Source organism: Streptomyces sp. NPDC048018 (assembly GCF_043202995.1).
Classification (GTDB): Bacteria; Actinomycetota; Actinomycetes; order Streptomycetales; family Streptomycetaceae; genus Streptomyces.
This window is the reverse complement of the sequence record NZ_JBIDBK010000002.1, coordinates 92,022-108,383: the sequence shown is the minus strand read 5'-3', so window position 1 is coordinate 108,383 and position 16,362 is coordinate 92,022. Positions and strand designations below refer to the sequence as shown.

The following is a 16,362-nucleotide window of genomic DNA, read 5'->3' as shown; positions in this document are numbered from 1 at the left end:
CCCCCGGTCAGGGGCGGAAGCGCAGCACCTGCGGGTCGTGGTCGCTGTTCTGGTCCGCGAACTCCGCGTTGATGTGCACGCTGTCGTACTCGAAGTGGTGCACGCCGGGGCTGGTCAGGATCTGGTCGAGGACCTGGCTGTTGCCCTGGTAGACGTACGAGTAGCGCTCGCTGAGCGGCAGCGACTTGACGGCCGGGAACAGCGCGCCGCCGTCGGTCAGCGCCTTGGTGGTGCCGGAGAACTCGAAGTCGTTGATGTCGCCGAGGACCAGGACGTCGGCCTGCTTGTCGACGGCGACGACGTCCTTGACGAAGGCGTTGACGGCCTGCGCCTGGAGCAGTCGCTTGACCTCGGAGGAACGGGCCGGCGGCTGGTGGTGCGAGACGATCGACTCGTCGCCGCCCTTGGAACCGAAGTGGTTGGCGACCACGAGGACCGTACGGCCGCGGAAGACGAACTCGCCGGCGAGCGGCTTGCGGCTGTTCTCCCAGGCGGTGTTCGCCGGGTCGATGCGGCCGGGGGAGACGGTCAGGTGGGCGTCGCCCTTGGTGCCGGTCACCGTGGTCGCGGTGGTCGCGTCGCCGCCCGGGCGGTCGACGAAGGAGACCCGCTGGGGGTTGAAGAGGAAGACCTGACGGATGTTGCCGCCGGGCTCGCCGCCGTCCTTGTTGTTCTCCGGGTCGATCGAGCGCCACTCGTAGGCCGGGCCGCCGGCCGCCGCGATCGCCGCCGTGAACTTCTTCAGCGTCTCGCCGGCCGTGACCGTGCCGTCGTTCTTGGCGCCGTTGTCGTCCTGGATCTCCTCCAGAGCGACGATGTCGGGCGAGGCCAGGTTCTCGACGACCGCCTTGGCGAGCGCGTCGAACTTCTCCTGCGGGTCGGTCGGGTCGAGGTTCTCCACGTTGTACGTGGCGACCGCCAGCTCGTTCTTGTGCTGCTTGTCGGTCACCTCGCGCTCCAGCCCGAGGTCCACGTGCTCGCCCAGGGTGTTCGCCACCAGGGTGTAGCCGCCGAACTGGTTGAAGTCCAGCGGGCCCTCGGTGCTGCCGACCAGCCAGTCGCCGACGTTCGCCTTCGGGAAGGGCTGCTGGGCGATCGGGGCCAGCTGCTGGATCTGGAGGCGGCCGGTGTTCTGCGCGTCGTACGAGCCGTAGACCGTGCCGCCGCGGAAGTTGGAGTTCTCGAACGGCTTCACCGACACCCAGAGCTCCGCGTACGGGTCGGTCGCGCCGACCACCCGCGAGGAGCCGATGCGGATGTTGGTGCCCTCCAGGGACTCGTAGTAGTCCAGGGCGTAGGTCTTCGGGGCCAGGGTGAGGCCGTTGATCGAACCGCCGGCGGCCGGGTCGCCCGCGGGGGCGTAGGCGCCCGGCACCGAACCCGCCCAGACGGTGACCGGGGCCGGCACCGTGTTGCCCTTCGAGAGCACGGTGACGACCGGCTTGGAGAGCTGCGTCAGCGACTGGTTGCCGGAGGTCAGACCGCCCGGGACGTACTCGGTGACCGTGCCGTTGACGCTCACCGCGTCGCCGACGGCGACGGTCGGGACGGAGCTGGTGAAGACGAAGATGCCCTCACTCGTGGCCGGGTCGGCGTCGGCCTCCGGGTCCTGGATCCAGAAGCCGCGCGAGCCGTAGGTGCGCACACCGGTGACGATGCCCGTCACTCCGGTGACCTGCTTGCCGACCAGCGGCGAGACCCGGGTGCTGCCCTGGATGTCGTGGATCCGGACGGGGGCCGCGGAGGCGGTCGCCTCGTCGGCGGAGGCGGCACCGCCACCCAGCAGACCGGCGGCGAGAGCGGCGGTGACGACGGCGGCGACGGCGGCCGATCTCGGTATGGAGGAAGACATCAAGGAGCTCCGTGGGGGCTTGGACGAACGATCGAAGGATCTACGCGCGTCAATTTCGTTGCATGGCGGCTCACTTGTCAAGGGTCGACGGGTGTACGAAGGCTGACGCCTCCGTGAACCGCCGGACCGCTCCCCGAATGCGTCTACGCTGAAGGCCGCTCGAAGCACACCCACAGCCTTCCCGCCGAGGAGTAGACCCCAGATGGCACCGGACCGCCCGACCCTTCCCCCCGTTCGGCTGCGCGCGGACGCGGAACTGGCGCGGGACGCCCTGGCCGCCCCCCTCCTCACGCGCGCCGTGCGGCTCGCGCGCTGGGCCGGCCCCGAGACCCGGGTGGGCGCCGGAGGAGAACTCGTCGACGAGCAGCTGCCCGCCGCCGCCGAGGTCCTCGGCCTGAGCGCCGACGAGGACGGCGAGGTGGACGCGAGCGAGGCCTGGCGGCTCGCCGTCGACACCGGCCTCGTCGAGGTCGAGGACGGCGCGGGCGACGACGAGCCCGGCCGGGCCGCCCCCGGCGAGAACCTCGCCCTGCTCACCGGCGGTTCGCCCCAGGACGTCCTCGCCATCTGGCTCGACGGCTTCGAGGCCGTCTTCGCCGACGCCGCCGCGCCCCTCTTCGACGACCTCGACGCGATCGTCGGACCGGACGGAGAGATCGACTTCGAGGCGCTCGGCTGGGACCCGGAGGCCGAGGCCGAGTTCCTGGAGGGCGTCCTCGGCAACCTCTACCTGCTGACCGTCAGCGAGGGCGGGGCCGGCGAGGGGCCCGTACCGCTGCCGGCGCTCGCCGCGTCGATGGTCGTCCCCGACGACATGCACGAGCCCACGGACGACGTCCTGGAGCAGGTCTCCGACGCGATGATGCGGCTCGACGAGCAGTTCCGGATCCTGGAGTCCATCGGCCTCGTGGCGTACCGGCCGGTCGACGAGGCCCTGATGGCCGAGGAGGGCGAGGAGCCCGCACCGCCGGTCGACGAGGAGGACGTCAGCCGCTACGGCATGGTCCGGCTCACCCCGCTCGGCCTGTACGGCGTCCGCGCCCGGATGCTGGAGGCCGGCCTCGTCGTCCCCGCCGTCGGCGAACTCGCCGACAAGGGCGCCGACGTGCTCCTCGACGGCATCGCCCGCTACCCGCAGGACGCGGCGCGCGCCGAGACCACCGGCTGGCTCGCCGGCCGGGACGCCCTCGGCGCCGCCCGCGAGCTGCTCGCCGCCGCGCGCGGCAGCGACCCCGGCGCCCCGCTGCGCCGGCTGCACGCCCAGCAGGCCCTGTCCCTCGTCGGCGCCGAGGCCGAACCGGCCGTCCGCGAGGTCCTGGACGACGCCGAGCTGGGCGGCCTCGCCCGGGTCTGGCTCGCCGAGCGCGGCGCGGCCGACGTGCCCGCACCGCCGGAGTCGATGATCTTCTGGCTGGCCGTCGACACCATCGCCGCCCACCTCGACGCCGACGGGGACCTGGAGGAACTCCAGGACCTCATCGAGGGTCTGACGGGCCGCCACGGCGGCTTCTTCGAGGCGGCCTGGCGCGTCGAGCACCCCGCGACGGCGGACGTCCTGGAGGCGATGGGCCGCCTCCACCGCGACAAGCCCTCGGCGAAGGAGGCCCGCAAGGCGGCCTTCAAGGCGCGGTCCCGGCGCGGCTGAGCCGCGCCGGCGGCCGAGCCCGGGACCGTGCGCCCGGAGCGAGTCCGGGGCCGTGGGCGGGTGGCCGAGTCCGGGGCCGTGGGCGGGTGGCCGAGTCCGGGACCGTGGGCCGGGCGGCTGATTGCGGCACCCCGTCCGAGCCCGGCACCGTAGGCCGGGCGGCCGGTCGCGGCACCCGGCGGGCGGGCGTCCCGGGGGGAGGCGGGCGGACCCGCCCGCCGCCCTCTCAGGTCCGCAGATACGAGGCCCCGTTCATGTCCAGGACCGTGCCCGAGGACCATTCCGCCTCGGGTGAGGCCAGCCACAGGACCGCCGCCGCGATCTCCTCGGGACCGGCCACCCGGCCGAAGGGGCTCTGGGCCCGGATGGCCTCGCCCTCCGGGCCGGTCAGGCGCGGGGCGACGCGTTCGGTGGCGAAGAAGCCGGGGGCGACCGAGGCCACCCCGATGCCGTGCGGGGCGAGCGCGACGGCCAGGGACTGCCCGAGTGCGTGCACGGCCGCCTTCGTGGCGCCGTAGGCCGGGTGGTCCGGCTCGCCCCGGAAGGCGCCCCGGGAGCCGATGTTGACGATCCGTCCGCCCGTGCCCGCCTCGATCATCCGGGCGGCGACCCGGTGGCTCAGGTACGCCGTGCCCAGCAGGTTCACCGAGACGTGGCGCTGCCACAGGGCCACCCACTCCTCGTAGGGCGTGGTCGCCGGCGGATGCGGCAGGTTGACGGCCGCGTTGTTGACCAACACGTCGAGCCCGCCGAGCGCCTCGGCCGCCGCATCGGCGACGTGGGCCGCGCCGGCGGGCTCCGACAGGTCGCCCGGCACCAGGGCGTGGCCGGTGCCGTCGAGGGAGTCGAGGGTCTCGCGCGCCTCGTCGGCGCGCGAGCCGTAATGGACGACGACGCGGTCGCCGCGGGCCGCGAAGGCCCGGGCCACCGCGCGGCCCAGACCGCGCGACGCGCCGCTGACGAGGACACGCCGTCCGTGGGTCGGCAGGTTCATGGGAGATCGCCTTTCTGTTCAATCGCCGTTTATACGGGGGCGCGACCGTGTGCCGGGACACCGGGTGACGACAGGAAGAAGACCGTCATGTCCCTCAACCGCAGAGAGTTCACCAAGCAGTCCGCCGCCGCGGGCGCCGCGCTCGCCCTCACCGGCGCCGTCGGCACGCTGGCGACCGCGCCGCAGGCGCTGGCCGCCGAGGACCACGAGGACGGGCACGCGCACGGGCACGGCCACCGCCTCGGCTACGGCGAACTGGTCCCCGACCCGGACGGCGTCCTCGCGCTGCCCGAGGGCTTCACGTACCGCGTCATCACCCACAGCGGCGTCACCCGCCTGGAGTCGGGTGAGTTCACCCCCTCGCACCACGACGGCACGGCCACCTTCGCCGGCCCGCGCGGCACCACGTACCTGGTGAACAACCACGAGCTCAAGGGCCCCCGGGCGAACTGGGCCCACCCGGTCCCGCTCACCGAGGCCCTGGTCTACGACCCGGCGGCCGCCGGCGGCTGCACGGTCGTCGAGGTGCACCGCGACGGCACCGTCGCCGAGTGGGTCGGCATCGCCGGCACCTCCACCAACTGCGCGGGCGGCCGCACCCCCTGGGGCACCTGGCTCACCTGCGAGGAGACCGAGGACCTGGCCGGCAAGAACGGCATGACCAAGGACCACGGCTACGTGTTCGAGGTCGACCCGCAGCACCACCGGGCCAACCGCGACCCGAAGCCGGTCAAGGCCTTCGGCCGCTACGCCCACGAGGCCGTCGTCATCGACCCCAAGCGCGGCCACGCCTACCTCACCGAGGACGCCTCCGGCCCCAACGGCCTCTTCTTCCGGTGGGTCCCGCCGCAGGGCTTCGAGCACGGCCGCGGGCAGCTCGGCCGGCTCGCCGACGACGCCGGCCTGCTGCAGGCCCCCAAGTGCTTCGACTCGGCGGGCCGGTACGTCGACGACCTCTCCCGCGCGACGAGGATCGGCACCGTCTACGGCGTGGACTGGGTGGACGTGCCCGACCGTGACGCCCGCAAGGTCTCCGTCCGCAAGCAGTTCGCCGAGGGCGAGATCACCCGCGCCCGCAAGCTGGAGGGCATGTGGTGGGCGGACGGCGGCGCCTACCTCGTCTCCTCGTACGCCCGTGAGGAGAGCCCCGGCACCCCGCACGACGGCCAGGTCTGGTTCTACGACCCGCGCCGCCGGACCCTCACCCTCCAGGTCCTGCTCGGCGTCAACGCCGCCCCGGACGACGACGGCGCCTTCGACGGCCCCGACAACATCACCGTCTCCCCCTACGGCGGGCTCGTCATCGCCGAGGACGGCGAGGGCGTCCAGCACCTCTTCGGCGCGACCGAGAGCGGCCGCACCTACCCGATCGCCCGCAACGACCTGAACGACAGCGAGTTCACCGGCGTGGTCTTCTCGCCCGACGGCGACACCCTGTTCGCCAACATCCAGGATCCGGGCATCATGGTCGCGATCACCGGTCCCTGGCGCCGCCAGCCCCGCCGCTGAACCTGGTGCGGTCCATGAACTGACATCCGACATGTCAGTTCATGGCCGTCTTACGGCCCGTGAGCCGGACCCTGCTGCGTGACCGGGCGTACGAGACGCTGCGCGACGCCATCGTGCGCGGTGACCTCGCACCCGTTTCCGTGGTCAGGGACACCGAAGCGGCCGAACGACTCGGGCTCTCCCGCGCCCCCGAGAGGAGACGGGCCGGCCCGCGGAGGGGCTCAGAGGGCCTGCGCGGCGGGCTTCACCATGCCCCGGACGGTCCGGGACTTCACGAACTCGCCCATCGCCGTCATCTCCCACTCGCCGGAGAACTGCTTGATCAGCTTGGCCATCATCACGCCCGTCTGGGGCTCGGCCGTCGTCAGGTCGAAGCGGACCAGCTCCTCGCCGCTGGCGGCGTCGATGAGCCGGCAGTACGCCTTGGCGACCTCGGTGAACTTCTGGCCGGAGAAGGAGTTGACGGTGAAGACCAGGCCGGTGGTGTCGGCGGGCAGCCGGCCCAGGTCGACCACGATGACCTCGTCGTCGCCGGCGCCCTCGCCGGTGAGGTTGTCGCCGGAGTGCTTGACGGCGCCGTTCAGGATGGACAGCTTGCCGAAGTAGCAGCTGTCGATGTGGTTCCGCTGGGGGCCGTAGGCGATCACGGAGGCGTCGAGGTCGATGTCCTTGCCGCGGAAGGCCGGCTCCCAGCCGAGGCCCATCTTGACCTGGGACAGCAGCGGGCGGCCGCCCTTGACCAGGGACACGGTCTGGTTCTTCTGCAGGCTGACCCGGCCCTTGTCCAGATTGATCTTCCCGCCGCCGGCCGGCGGCACCGGGGGAGCGGCCGGCGGGGCCGGCGGGGCGGCCGGCGCGGCGGGGGCCGCCACCGGGGCCGTGGCGGCCGGGGCGGCCGTGGGCGTGGCGGCCGAGGGCTCCTCGTCCACGCTCACGCCGAAGTCGGTCGCGATCCCGGCGAGGCCGTTCGCGTACCCCTGGCCGACCGCGCGGGCCTTCCACGCACCGTTGCGGAGATAGATCTCCATGACGACGAGGGCCGTCTCGGTGCCGAGCTGCGGCGGGGTGAAGGTGGCGAGCACGCTGCCGTCGTCGGCATTGCGCAGGGTGGCGGTGGGCTCGATGCCCTGGAAGGTCTGGCCCGCGGCGTCGGGGCTCGCGGTCACCACGATCTTCTCGATGCCGGCCGGGACGGCGCCGGTGTCCACCAGGATGGCGTCGGGCGCGGCCCCGCCGCCGGACCGGTAGGTGACACCGGGTCCCGCGGGCTGGTTGTAGAAGATGAAGTCGTCGTCGGAGCGCACCTTGCCGTTGGCGCCGAGCAGCAGGCCCGAGACGTCGAGCCGCACCGGGGCGGCGACGTCCACCGCCACGCGCGCGGCGGTGAGAGGGATGTTCGAGCCGGGGGTCATAGCGGTCATGCCCGGGGTAACGATCGAGGTGCCTTTGCCGTTCCCTTACCTTCGTCCGGTTCGGCCACTCCGGTTACGCGGGTGGTCGCGGGCGGCCCGCTCGTTGCCGAACTTGTACGAGCCGGTCCAGCGGGCCATGACCAGCTGAGGGTCCCCGGCGGCGACCTCCGCGAGGAACTTCTCCGCGCGGCCGCCGCGCAGGGTGGCCGCGGTGCGGCCGTGGTGGGTGATGACGACCGTGCCGTCCGGGCGCCGGTCGTGGACGAATCCGCGAGGTGGTGGCATGCCGGGCATCCTGCCGTTCCCGGTCACGTCCGTCATATGAATATTCTTTCGGATCGTGGGTGGGAGCTCTTTCCGGACGCGGGACGTGGACGAGGCGCGTGAGGAGATCGACGCGCGCTATTACGCCAACTTCATGGACGTGATCGAGAGGGGGGACCGCCCGTTCGCCGCGCGCTTCGACACCGTCGGCCTCGGACCGCTGATGATCGGCGACCTGAGCTGCGGTGCGGACGTGCGGATGCGCTTCGGCGAACTGGGCGCGTTCCACGTCAACGCGCCCGTGAGCGGGACCATGGAGCTGCGCCAGGGCCGTGGCGGGGACCGGCTGCTGGCCACCTCGCAGGAGGCGGTGCTGCTCGACCCTGCCGGGGACACCAGCCTCGACCGGTGGAGCGGGGACTGCCGGGTGCTCTCGGTCAAGATCGACGCGGCGGCGCTCCGGCACCGCCTGGAGCAGCTGCTCGGCCGCGCCCCCGGGCGCGGGCTCGCCCTCGGTCCCCGTCTGGACATCACCCGGGGACCGGGGCTGAGCTGGGTGAGCTTCGCCCGGCAGGTGGCCGCCGGGGCGCTCGCGGGGGACGGCTTCGCCACCCATGAACTGGTGGCGCGCCCGCTCCAGGAGGCGCTGCTGAACGGCCTGCTCCTGGCCGCCGAGCACCCCTGGCGGGACGAGCTGGCGCACCCGGGCGGGCCGGTGCGTCCGGCGCCGGTCAAGCGGGCCATGGACGCGGTGCGGGCCCGCCCCGAGCACCCCTTCACCAGCGGCGAGCTGGCGGCCCTCGCCCGGGTGAGCGTGCGCCGCCTGCAGGAGTCGTTCCGCCAGTACGTGGGCATGTCCCCGATGGCGTACGTGCGCGAGGTGCGTCTGGAGCGGGTCCGCGAGGAGCTGCGGACGGGCGACCCGGACGGCCTGAGCGTCGGGGACGTGGCCTGGCGCTGGGGGTTCACCCACCCGGGGAGGTTCGCGGCGCAGTACCGGGCCCGCTTCGGGGAGTCGCCGTCGCGCACCCTGCGGGGGTGATCCTCCCCCGGAGCGGAAGCGTTGACTCCTGTTGACTTCCGGTGGTGTGGACGCGTCGCGTTTTGTGGACAGGCGTCGCGTTCCGCGGCTCGCGACGATCTTGACCGAAACGTATCGTCGGATCGTCCGCGTGCGTCGTATGCCGCACGCGTCGACCCGGGCCCCGGCCGGCTCCCCCGCATTGTCCGGCCGGGCCCTGTGCCCTCCGGCGCACCGGTCGCGGCGCGTCCGCGATCGGTGCGCCGTGATCAGTGCGCCGTGATTCAGTGCGGCCAGAGCGGCGGGTCCACGCAGAACCGTCCGCCCAGGTGCACGTCGTCGGCGCTGCCCGGGGCGGGCAGCCCCCGCTCCGCGATGATCTGCGCGGCGTACCTCTCGGAGTCGTCCTCCGGCTCGTAGCCGAGCGCCCGCGCCGTCGACAGGTCCCACCACTCGCGGGTGTTGGCGGAGGAGCCGTGGACGACGGTGTGGCCGACCCCGGGCGCGGTGAGCGCCGCGTGCAGCAGCCGGGCGCAGTCGCCTGGGCTCAGCCACAGGGAGAGCATCCGCACCGAGGTGGGCTCGGGGCGGCAGGAGCCGATCCGCACGGAGACGGTCTCGACGCCGTGCCGGTCCCAGTAGAACTGGGCCAGGTCCTCTCCGAAGGCCTTGGAGAGGCCGTAGAAGGTGTCGGGGCGGTGCGGGGTGTCGACGGGCACCGGGGGTTCGCCGGGGCGCGGCCGGGGGGTGAAGCCGATGGCGTGGTTGCTGGAGGCGAAGACGACCCGCGGCACGCCCTGCTCGCGCACCGCCTCGTAGAGATGGTGCAGGCCGGTGATGTTGGCGGCCGTGATCCGGTCGAACTCGGCCTCCAGGGAGATCCCGGCGAGATGCACCACGGCGTCGACGCCCCGCACCGCCTCCCGCAGCGCGTCGCGGTCGGCGAGGTCGGCGAGGATCGCGTCGGGCGCGCCGGGGACGGGGACCACGTCGAGCGGGCGGAGCGCGTAACCGTAGGCGGGCAGCCGTTCCCTCATGAGGGTGCCGACGCCGCCGGCGGCCCCGGTGAGCAGGACGGTTCGGGGGGCGGGGTTCAAGGAGGTGTCTCCGTCCGTAGACCGCATTCACGCACACGGATGCGGGCGTCACGCTAGGCACCGCTCCAGGGGGCGTCAAGAACCCGCGCCACGTGGGGACTTCGTTTCCTGACCGTCCCTTCCGCCCCGCCTCGACGTGAGATCGTTCAAGAACATGGACAATGGTCAAGATCTCGTCCGCCAGGGAGTGCCCCGTACGACAGGGAGTGCCCGTGACCACGCCCCCGCTCGTCAACCGGCTCGACGGCCTGCTCTTCTTCCCCGTCACCGCCTTCGGCCCGGACGGCGGCCTCGACCTCGACGTCTTCCGCGCCCACGTCCGCGCCGGGATCGACGCGGGCGCGGGCGCGGTCTTCGCCTGCTGCGGCACCGGTGAGTTCCACGCCCTCACCCCCGAGGAGTTCCGCGACTGCGTCGCCGCCGCGGTCGCCGAGGCCGGGGGCCGGGTCCCCGTCCTCGCCGGCGCCGGATACGGCACCGCCCTCGCCGTCCGCTACGCGGTGCTCGCCGAGGAGGCCGGCGCCGACGGGCTGCTCGCCATGCCCCCGTACCTCGTCGTCGCCGACCAGGCGGGCCTGCTGCGCTACTACACCGCACTCGCCGCCGCCACCTCCCTCGACGTCATCGTCTACCAGCGCGACAACGCCGTCCTCACCCCCGAGACCGCCGTGGCCCTCGCCCGCACCCCCGGCGTCATCGGTCTCAAGGACGGCCTCGGCGACCTCGACCTCATGCAGCGCATCGTCAGCGCCGTCCGCTCCGCCGGCCTCGACCTGCGCTACCTCAACGGCCTGCCCACCGCCGAACTCACCGCCCCCGCCTACCGCGGCATCGGCGTCACCCTCTACTCCTCCGCCGTCTTCTGCTTCGCGCCCGACATCGCCCTGGCCTTCCACCGGGCCCTCGCCACCGGCGACGACGCCACCGCGCACCGCCTCGTCGACGCCTTCTACCGCCCGCTGGCCGAACTCCGCTCCCGCGGGCGCGGCTACGCCGTCTCCCTCGTCAAGGCCGCGGTCCGGATGACCGGACTGGACGTCGGCGAGGTCCGTCCCCCGCTCAGCGAGCCCCGCCCCGAGCACCTGGAGGAACTCGCCGCGATCGTCGAACGCGGCCGGGCCGCCCTCGCCGGGAGGACACGCTGAGACCGCCACGCCCGGTCACCGCGCCGATCGGCGGGCGGGTGGTGGCCAGGAGCGCCGCCCCCATGGCGCCCGCGACGCCGAGCACCGGCAGCAGTACCCGCACGTCCAGCACCCCCATGAGGGCGGCCCCCAGGGCGAGCGCCACCGCGTTCGGCACGAAGACCAGGGTGTGGGCGGTGCCGGCCGCCCGGCCCACCGCCTCCGCGGGCACCTGCCGCTGGACCGCCGTCGTCGTCGCGATCAGCACCCACGGCAGCCCCAGCCCGATGAGCACGCTCGCCGCGAGTGCCACCGGGTCGTACGGCAGCGCCCTGGCCGCGGCCCCCAGCGCGAACAGGCCGAGCCCCGCCGCCGCGAGCCCCCGCTCCGGCACCCGCCGCAGCAACGGCCCGGCGGTGAGACCGGCCACCACGGAACCCGCGCCCTGCATCGCGTACAGCACACCGGCGTACGCGGGGGAGTGGCCGAGGCCCCGGTCCACCACGGCGTAGATCGCGGCGCCGTTGAGCCCCGCGAGCAGCATCGTGAAGCCGCCCGCGAGGACCAGCGGCCGTAGCACCGGCGACTCCCGCAGCAGCCGGACGCCGTCGGCCACCCGGGGCCGCGCCCCCGGCACGGGCCGCTCCTCCCGCACCCGCAGCAGGGCGAACGCGCCCGCCGCCACGGCGAAGGTGACCGCGTCGAGCAGGGCCACCGGGCCGCCCCCGTACCGGGCGAAGAGCCCCGCGGCGACGAGCGGGGCGACCAGCTTCACGGCCTCGCCGACGGTCATCCGCAGCCCGTTGAGGTCGCCGAGCCGGTCCGGGTCGAGCGCCCCGGCCGCGAGCGCCGCCTCCGCGGCGTCGTGCGCCGCGCCCTGCGCGCCGTACACGACGAGCACGGCGAACAGCAGCCACACCCGGTCCGCCCGGTCGACCCACAGGAGCAGGGGGAGGAGCCCGGCCATGGCCAGGTTCGCCGCCACGAGCAGGGCGCGGCGTCCCACCCGGTCGACGAGGGCGCCGAGCACCGGCCCGAGCAGGGCCGGTGCCCACAGGGCGAAGGCGGTGAGGGCCGCCAGACCGTCGGAGCCGGTCAGGGACTTGACCCAGATCCCGGAGACGAGCCACATCGCCGTCGTGCCGAAGCCGGACACGAGTACGGCGGTCAGATAGAGGGATACGCGCATGACCGCAGACTCGCGCCTGAGGCGGCCCGCCCGGATCGGGCAGATGCCTTAGTGCCGTCCGGCCCCGGCGTTCCGTTCCCCGGCGGGGCGGGTGGCGTGCGCCACGCGGCGGTGGGCGCGCCGGAGCATCAGGCGGGCCGCGTAGGGGTGGAGGGGGCGGACCAGGGCGAAGTAGAGGCGGCCGCGCGTGTTGTGCAGGCGTACGGCGCTGACCAGGGTGACCGACTCGTCGTCCAGCAGGAGGGAGGCGCGGTAGTCCAGATGGGAGGCGTCCTCGCCGAGCATCAGCTCGTGCTCGGCCCGGCCCTGGACGGGGGCGGGCAGGACGTGCCGCCAGGCTCCGGGGTCGCGCTCCATGCCGGGGCGCAGCGGCATGCGCCAGGCGTCGGCGAAGTCGGGCCGTGCGACGGCGTCGTGCAGCAGCCGGGCGTCCTCGGGGACGGGGACGGCGACCGGCCGCGCCCAGAAGAGGCGGTTGAGCAGGAGCGCGCGGGGCGTGCGGCGGGCCGGCGGGTGGGGCAGGCGGCCGAGGACGGCCCGCTCCACGTTGTCGAGGATCTCCTCGACCATGGTGTCGTGCACGGGTTGGATCGCCAGCTTCCACACGGCGAACGTCCGTGTCCCCATGGTCAGTTCCAGGGCGTGGGTGACCCGGCAGCGGTCCGGGCCGAGGGGTTCGACGTCGAACCGGTGGTGGCCCTCGCCGATGCCGGGGTCGGTGGTGTCGAAGCGTACGGACCGTCCCGGCTCGTAGGCGGTGACCCGGTAGCGGACCCGGCCGTGCCCGCCGTCGGCGCCGACGCCGAGCGGACGGTCGAGGACCATCCCGGGCCAGACCGGGGTGGGGAAGAGCGGGTCGTCCGGCGTGGCGAGCCGGTCGAGGAGGGCGCCGACCGTGCCGGCCGGGGCCGAAACGATTCTCTGGTGGACGTTGCGAACCGTGCGCGTGCGACGCATAACCGCACCTCCATACGGGAGCGTATGTTCCGACCGTACGGTACCGTACGGAAACATGCGCGAGACCCCGGACCCCAAGGAACGCCGCACCCGCCGGCGCCTGACCGCCGACGACTGGGCGGACGCCGCCCTCGCCGCCCTCGCCGAACGCGGTCTCGCGGCGGTCGCGGTGGAGCCCCTCGCGACCCGCCTCGGCGCGACCAAGGGCAGCTTCTACTGGCACTTCGCCAACCGGGACGCGCTCGTCGCGGCGGCCCTCGCACGCTGGGAGGAGCTGTCCACCGAGCGGATCATCACCGCCATGGAGGTCGCCGAACCCGACCCCGGGGCACGCCTCGTCGCGCTCCTGCGCGCCGCGACCGCCTCCGCCGCCGAGGGCCCGCTGGAGGTGCGGCTGCTCGCCGCGAGCGACCACCCCGAGGTGGCGGCGGCCCTCGCCCGCGTCACGGAGCGCCGGGTCGGTTACCTCTCCCACCTCTTCGAACTGCTCGGCTTCCCGCCGCCCGAGGCCCGCCGCCGCGGCGTCCTCGCCTATACCGGCTACGTGGGTCATGCCCAGCTGGCACACGCCGTCCCGGGCTTCCTGCCGGCCGACCAGGCCTATCTGGCCACGGTGACCGACGCGCTGCTCACGCGCTGACCCGGGACGCCCGCCGGGACTCGTACCGCAGCGCCGCCCCCGTCACCACGGCGCCGATCCCCTCCCACAGGCCCACGCCGACGAAGCCGGAGGGGGCGCGGCCGGTGACGACGGCGAGCGTGAAGACGGTGCAGGTGAGGAGACGGAAGGGGACCGTCCAGCGGAAGAAGGACTTCCAGTCGGCCAGGGCGGCCAGGACGTAGTACACGCCCATGTTGAGGGCGGCCATCGAGGAGGCCGTCAGGAAGAGCAGGGTGTGGTCGTCATCCGCACGGCTCGCCCCGGACAGGGGCGTCAGGCCCATGAGGCTGATCATCGTGTCCGGGGATATCAGCCCCACCACGCCCAGGCCGGCGGCGAGGACGCCGAAGACGGCCATGGACCAGCCGGACGGGGAACGGGGCAGACGCGCGTTCGAGAGCATGCCCCCTGCATATCGCGAAGCGGGGGCGGCGTTCCCACCGGCCCCCGCTTCACGTCGCTTCGGCCGCGCCTAGTTCAGGGCGGCCTTCATCATCTTCTGCGCCACCGGCGCCGCGAGCCCGTTACCGCTGACCTCCGAGCGCGCGGCGCCCGAGTCCTCGATCATCACCGCGACCGCGACCTCCTTGCCCGTGCTCGGATCCTTCGCGTACGAGGTGAACCAGGCGTACGGCGTCTTGCTGTTGTTCTCGCCGTGCTGGGCCGTGCCGGTCTTGCCGCCGACCTCCACCCCGTCGATCGCCGCGTTGGTGCCGGTGCCCTCGTCGACCACGGTCCGCATGGCGCTGCGCAGCTGCTCCGCCGTCGAGGAGGAGACGATCCGCCGGGTGTCCCCGTCCCGGAAGCTCTGCAGCGCGTCGCCGTCGGAGTCGACCACCTGGGAGACCATGTGCGGGCTCGCCATGAGGCCGTCGTCGGCAAGAGCCGCCGACACCATGGCCATCTGGAGCGGGGTGGCCGTGACATCGAACTGGCCGATGCCCGTCAGGGCCGTCTGCGCCTTGTCCATGCCGGACGGATACACACTCGCGTAGGCGCGGACGGGGACGTCCCGCTCCTGGTCGTTGAAGCCGAACTTCTCCGCCGTCGCCTTCACCTTGTCCTGGCCCAGGTCCACGGCCATCTTGGCGAAGACGTTGTTGCAGGAGTAGCGCAGCGCGGTGCGGATGGTCGCGTTCTCGCAGGGCGCGGAGGCGTTCTCGTTCTTCAGCACGGTCCGCGTGCCGGGCAGCGTGTACGGGTTCGGGCTGTCCGTCGGCGTGTCCACGGAACCGTAGAGCCCGTCCTCCAGGGCCGCCGCCGCGACCACCAGCTTGAAGGTCGAGCCCGGCGGCAGCGGCTGTCGCAGCGCCCGGTTGACCAGCGGCTTGTCCTCGTCCTCGGTGAGCCGCTGCCACTCGTCCCCGTCCGTCAGGCCGGCGATCTTCGAGGGGTCGTACGAGGGCGTCGACACCATCCCGAGGATCCGGCCCGTCCTCGGGTCGATCGCGACGGCCGCGCCCTTCTTCTTCCCGAGCGCCTTGTAGCCCGCCTTCTGCACGGCCGGGTCGATCGTCGTCACGACCGTGCCCGGCTTCGCCTGCTCGCCGGTGAGCGCGTTCACCGGGTTCTTCAGCCGGCTGTCGGTGCCGTCGAGGACGTCGGCGTAGATGCCCTCCAGCTGGGTCGCCCCGTAGGCCTGCGAGCTGTAGCCCGTGACGGCCGCGTACAGCGAGCCGTCGGTGTAGTCGCGCTTGTACGCGAGGTCGCCGCCCTTCGTCTCCTTCGATCCGGTGACCGGCGAACCGGCCACGACGATGTTCCCGAGCGGCTGCGCGTACTGCGCGATGACCTTCCGCCGGTTGTTCTTGTCGTTCGCGAGGGCCTTGCCTTCGTACGCCTGCACCCAGGTGGCCCGGCCGAGCAGGGCGAGCACCAGGAGAAGCGAGAAGACCGAGGCGCGCCTGATCGTCTTGTTCATCCCATATGCGGGACGAACGGACCGGCGGGCGGCGTTCCGGATGTGTCCGGTTTCTCAGCGAACCTTCATGTGGGAACCCGTCAGGCGTTCGGCCGGACGAAGCCCGACTCGTACGCCGCGATCACCGCCTGCGTCCGGTCCCGGGCGCCCGTCTTCGCGAGCACCGCGGCCACATGGGTCTTCACCGTCGCCGGACCGACGCCCAGGCCCGCGGCGATCTCCGCGTTCGTCAGCCCCTTCGCCATCTGCCGCAGCACCTCCGCCTCGCGCTCGGTGAGCCGGGCCGCCCACGCGGGGGCCGTCGGCGGATTGCGGCGGGCGTGCTCGGCGGCCAGCCCGCGGACCGCCGCCGGATAGAGCAGCGAGTCGCCGGCGGCGACCAGGCGGACCGCGCTCACCAGCTCCTCCGGCGCGGCCCGCTTGAGCAGGAAACCGGCCGCCCCCACCCGCAGCGCGTCGTAGACGTAGGCGTCGTTCTCGAAGGTGGTGACGACGACGATCCGCGGCGCCCCGGGCCCGGCCAGAATCCGCCGGGTCGCCTGGATCCCGTCGATCTCCGGCATCCGGACGTCCATCAGCACCACGTCGGGCCGCAGCTCGCGCACCACCGACACGGCCCCGGCGCCGGTGGCCGCCTCCCCGACGACCTCCAGGTCGGGCTCCGCGTCCAGGATCACGCGCAGCGCCGTCCGCACCATCCGCTCGTCGTCCGCGAG

15 protein-coding genes and 1 pseudogene are annotated in these 16,362 nt (G+C 73.4%); 6 read left to right on the top strand and 10 right to left on the bottom strand.

Going from position 1 to position 16,362, the window contains the following annotated elements; translation table 11 throughout:
• Positions 1–7: 7 nt before the first annotated feature.
• Complete coding sequence (locus tag ACGF1Z_RS06335; RefSeq protein ID WP_393000573.1) at positions 8–1,852, bottom strand: endonuclease/exonuclease/phosphatase family protein; 1,845 nt, start codon at positions 1,850–1,852, stop codon at positions 8–10.
• A 202-nt stretch (positions 1,853–2,054) separates the two neighbouring features.
• Here ACGF1Z_RS06335 and ACGF1Z_RS06330 point away from each other — a divergent pair, with 202 nt between their 5' ends.
• The gene (locus tag ACGF1Z_RS06330) at positions 2,055–3,497 is read left to right on the top strand and encodes a hypothetical protein (protein WP_393000571.1); all 1,443 of its coding nucleotides are present in this window, start codon (positions 2,055–2,057) and stop codon (positions 3,495–3,497) included.
• 226 nt (positions 3,498–3,723) lie between these two features.
• Here ACGF1Z_RS06330 and ACGF1Z_RS06325 read toward each other — a convergent pair whose 3' ends face one another.
• Positions 3,724–4,491 (bottom strand): SDR family NAD(P)-dependent oxidoreductase, encoded by a 768-nt coding sequence (locus ACGF1Z_RS06325; protein ID WP_393000569.1) that lies wholly within the window; start codon positions 4,489–4,491, stop codon positions 3,724–3,726.
• Positions 4,492–4,578: 87 nt separating this feature from the next.
• Here ACGF1Z_RS06325 and ACGF1Z_RS06320 point away from each other — a divergent pair, with 87 nt between their 5' ends.
• On the top strand, positions 4,579–6,000 hold the full coding sequence (locus ACGF1Z_RS06320; protein WP_393000567.1) for an alkaline phosphatase PhoX: 1,422 nt from the start codon (positions 4,579–4,581) through the stop codon (positions 5,998–6,000).
• 41 nt (positions 6,001–6,041) lie between these two features.
• Positions 6,042–6,233, top strand: a pseudogene (locus ACGF1Z_RS06315) (GntR family transcriptional regulator); the annotation flags it as partial.
• Here ACGF1Z_RS06315 and ACGF1Z_RS06310 read toward each other — a convergent pair.
• Together ACGF1Z_RS06310 and ACGF1Z_RS06305 are read right to left on the bottom strand one after the other, a co-directional pair.
• Entirely contained in the window at positions 6,222–7,421 is a 1,200-nt protein-coding gene (locus tag ACGF1Z_RS06310; RefSeq protein WP_393000565.1) for a TerD family protein, read from the bottom strand. The pseudogene ACGF1Z_RS06315 and the gene ACGF1Z_RS06310 overlap by 12 nt on opposite strands.
• Positions 7,422–7,457: 36 nt before the next feature.
• The gene (locus ACGF1Z_RS06305) at positions 7,458–7,697 is read right to left on the bottom strand and encodes a hypothetical protein (RefSeq protein WP_393000563.1); all 240 of its coding nucleotides are present in this window, start codon (positions 7,695–7,697) and stop codon (positions 7,458–7,460) included.
• A gap of 55 nt (positions 7,698–7,752) precedes the next feature.
• On the opposite strand from ACGF1Z_RS06305, the gene ACGF1Z_RS06300 reads away from it, so the two are divergent.
• Positions 7,753–8,718, top strand: a complete 966-nt coding sequence (locus ACGF1Z_RS06300) for an AraC family transcriptional regulator (RefSeq protein WP_393000561.1) — start codon at positions 7,753–7,755, stop codon at positions 8,716–8,718.
• Positions 8,719–8,981: 263 nt separating this feature from the next.
• On the opposite strand, the gene ACGF1Z_RS06295 is transcribed toward ACGF1Z_RS06300, so the two are convergent.
• Positions 8,982–9,821 (bottom strand): NAD-dependent epimerase/dehydratase family protein, encoded by an 840-nt coding sequence (locus ACGF1Z_RS06295; protein WP_393000559.1) that lies wholly within the window; start codon positions 9,819–9,821, stop codon positions 8,982–8,984.
• Between the two features lie 185 nt (positions 9,822–10,006).
• Here ACGF1Z_RS06295 and ACGF1Z_RS06290 point away from each other — a divergent pair, with 185 nt between their 5' ends.
• On the top strand, positions 10,007–10,939 hold the full coding sequence (locus ACGF1Z_RS06290; RefSeq protein ID WP_393000557.1) for a 5-dehydro-4-deoxyglucarate dehydratase: 933 nt from the start codon (positions 10,007–10,009) through the stop codon (positions 10,937–10,939).
• Here ACGF1Z_RS06290 and ACGF1Z_RS06285 read toward each other — a convergent pair.
• Both ACGF1Z_RS06285 and ACGF1Z_RS06280 read right to left on the bottom strand, forming a co-directional pair.
• Positions 10,854–12,107, bottom strand: coding sequence for an MFS transporter (locus tag ACGF1Z_RS06285; protein WP_393000555.1), 1,254 nt, complete (start codon positions 12,105–12,107; stop codon positions 10,854–10,856). The genes ACGF1Z_RS06290 and ACGF1Z_RS06285 overlap by 86 nt on opposite strands.
• Before the next feature lie 48 nt (positions 12,108–12,155).
• The gene (locus ACGF1Z_RS06280) at positions 12,156–13,064 is read right to left on the bottom strand and encodes a DUF2867 domain-containing protein (RefSeq protein WP_393000553.1); all 909 of its coding nucleotides are present in this window, start codon (positions 13,062–13,064) and stop codon (positions 12,156–12,158) included.
• Between the two features lie 55 nt (positions 13,065–13,119).
• On the opposite strand from ACGF1Z_RS06280, the gene ACGF1Z_RS06275 reads away from it, so the two are divergent.
• A complete protein-coding gene (locus ACGF1Z_RS06275) occupies positions 13,120–13,704 on the top strand; it encodes a TetR/AcrR family transcriptional regulator (RefSeq protein WP_393000551.1) in 585 nt (194 codons plus the stop codon).
• On the opposite strand, the gene ACGF1Z_RS06270 is transcribed toward ACGF1Z_RS06275, so the two are convergent.
• The 3 genes from ACGF1Z_RS06270 to ACGF1Z_RS06260 all read right to left on the bottom strand — a co-directional run bounded on the left by ACGF1Z_RS06270 (position 13,694) and on the right by ACGF1Z_RS06260 (position 16,344).
• Entirely contained in the window at positions 13,694–14,128 is a 435-nt protein-coding gene (locus tag ACGF1Z_RS06270; RefSeq protein WP_393000549.1) for a hypothetical protein, read from the bottom strand. The two genes, ACGF1Z_RS06275 and ACGF1Z_RS06270, sit on opposite strands and share 11 nt — an antisense overlap.
• A gap of 69 nt (positions 14,129–14,197) precedes the next feature.
• Positions 14,198–15,646, bottom strand: coding sequence for a peptidoglycan D,D-transpeptidase FtsI family protein (locus ACGF1Z_RS06265; RefSeq protein ID WP_393000547.1), 1,449 nt, complete (start codon positions 15,644–15,646; stop codon positions 14,198–14,200).
• Positions 15,647–15,726: 80 nt separating this feature from the next.
• On the bottom strand, positions 15,727–16,344 hold the full coding sequence (locus ACGF1Z_RS06260) for a response regulator (RefSeq protein WP_393002393.1): 618 nt from the start codon (positions 16,342–16,344) through the stop codon (positions 15,727–15,729).
• Positions 16,345–16,362: the final 18 nt, after the last annotated feature.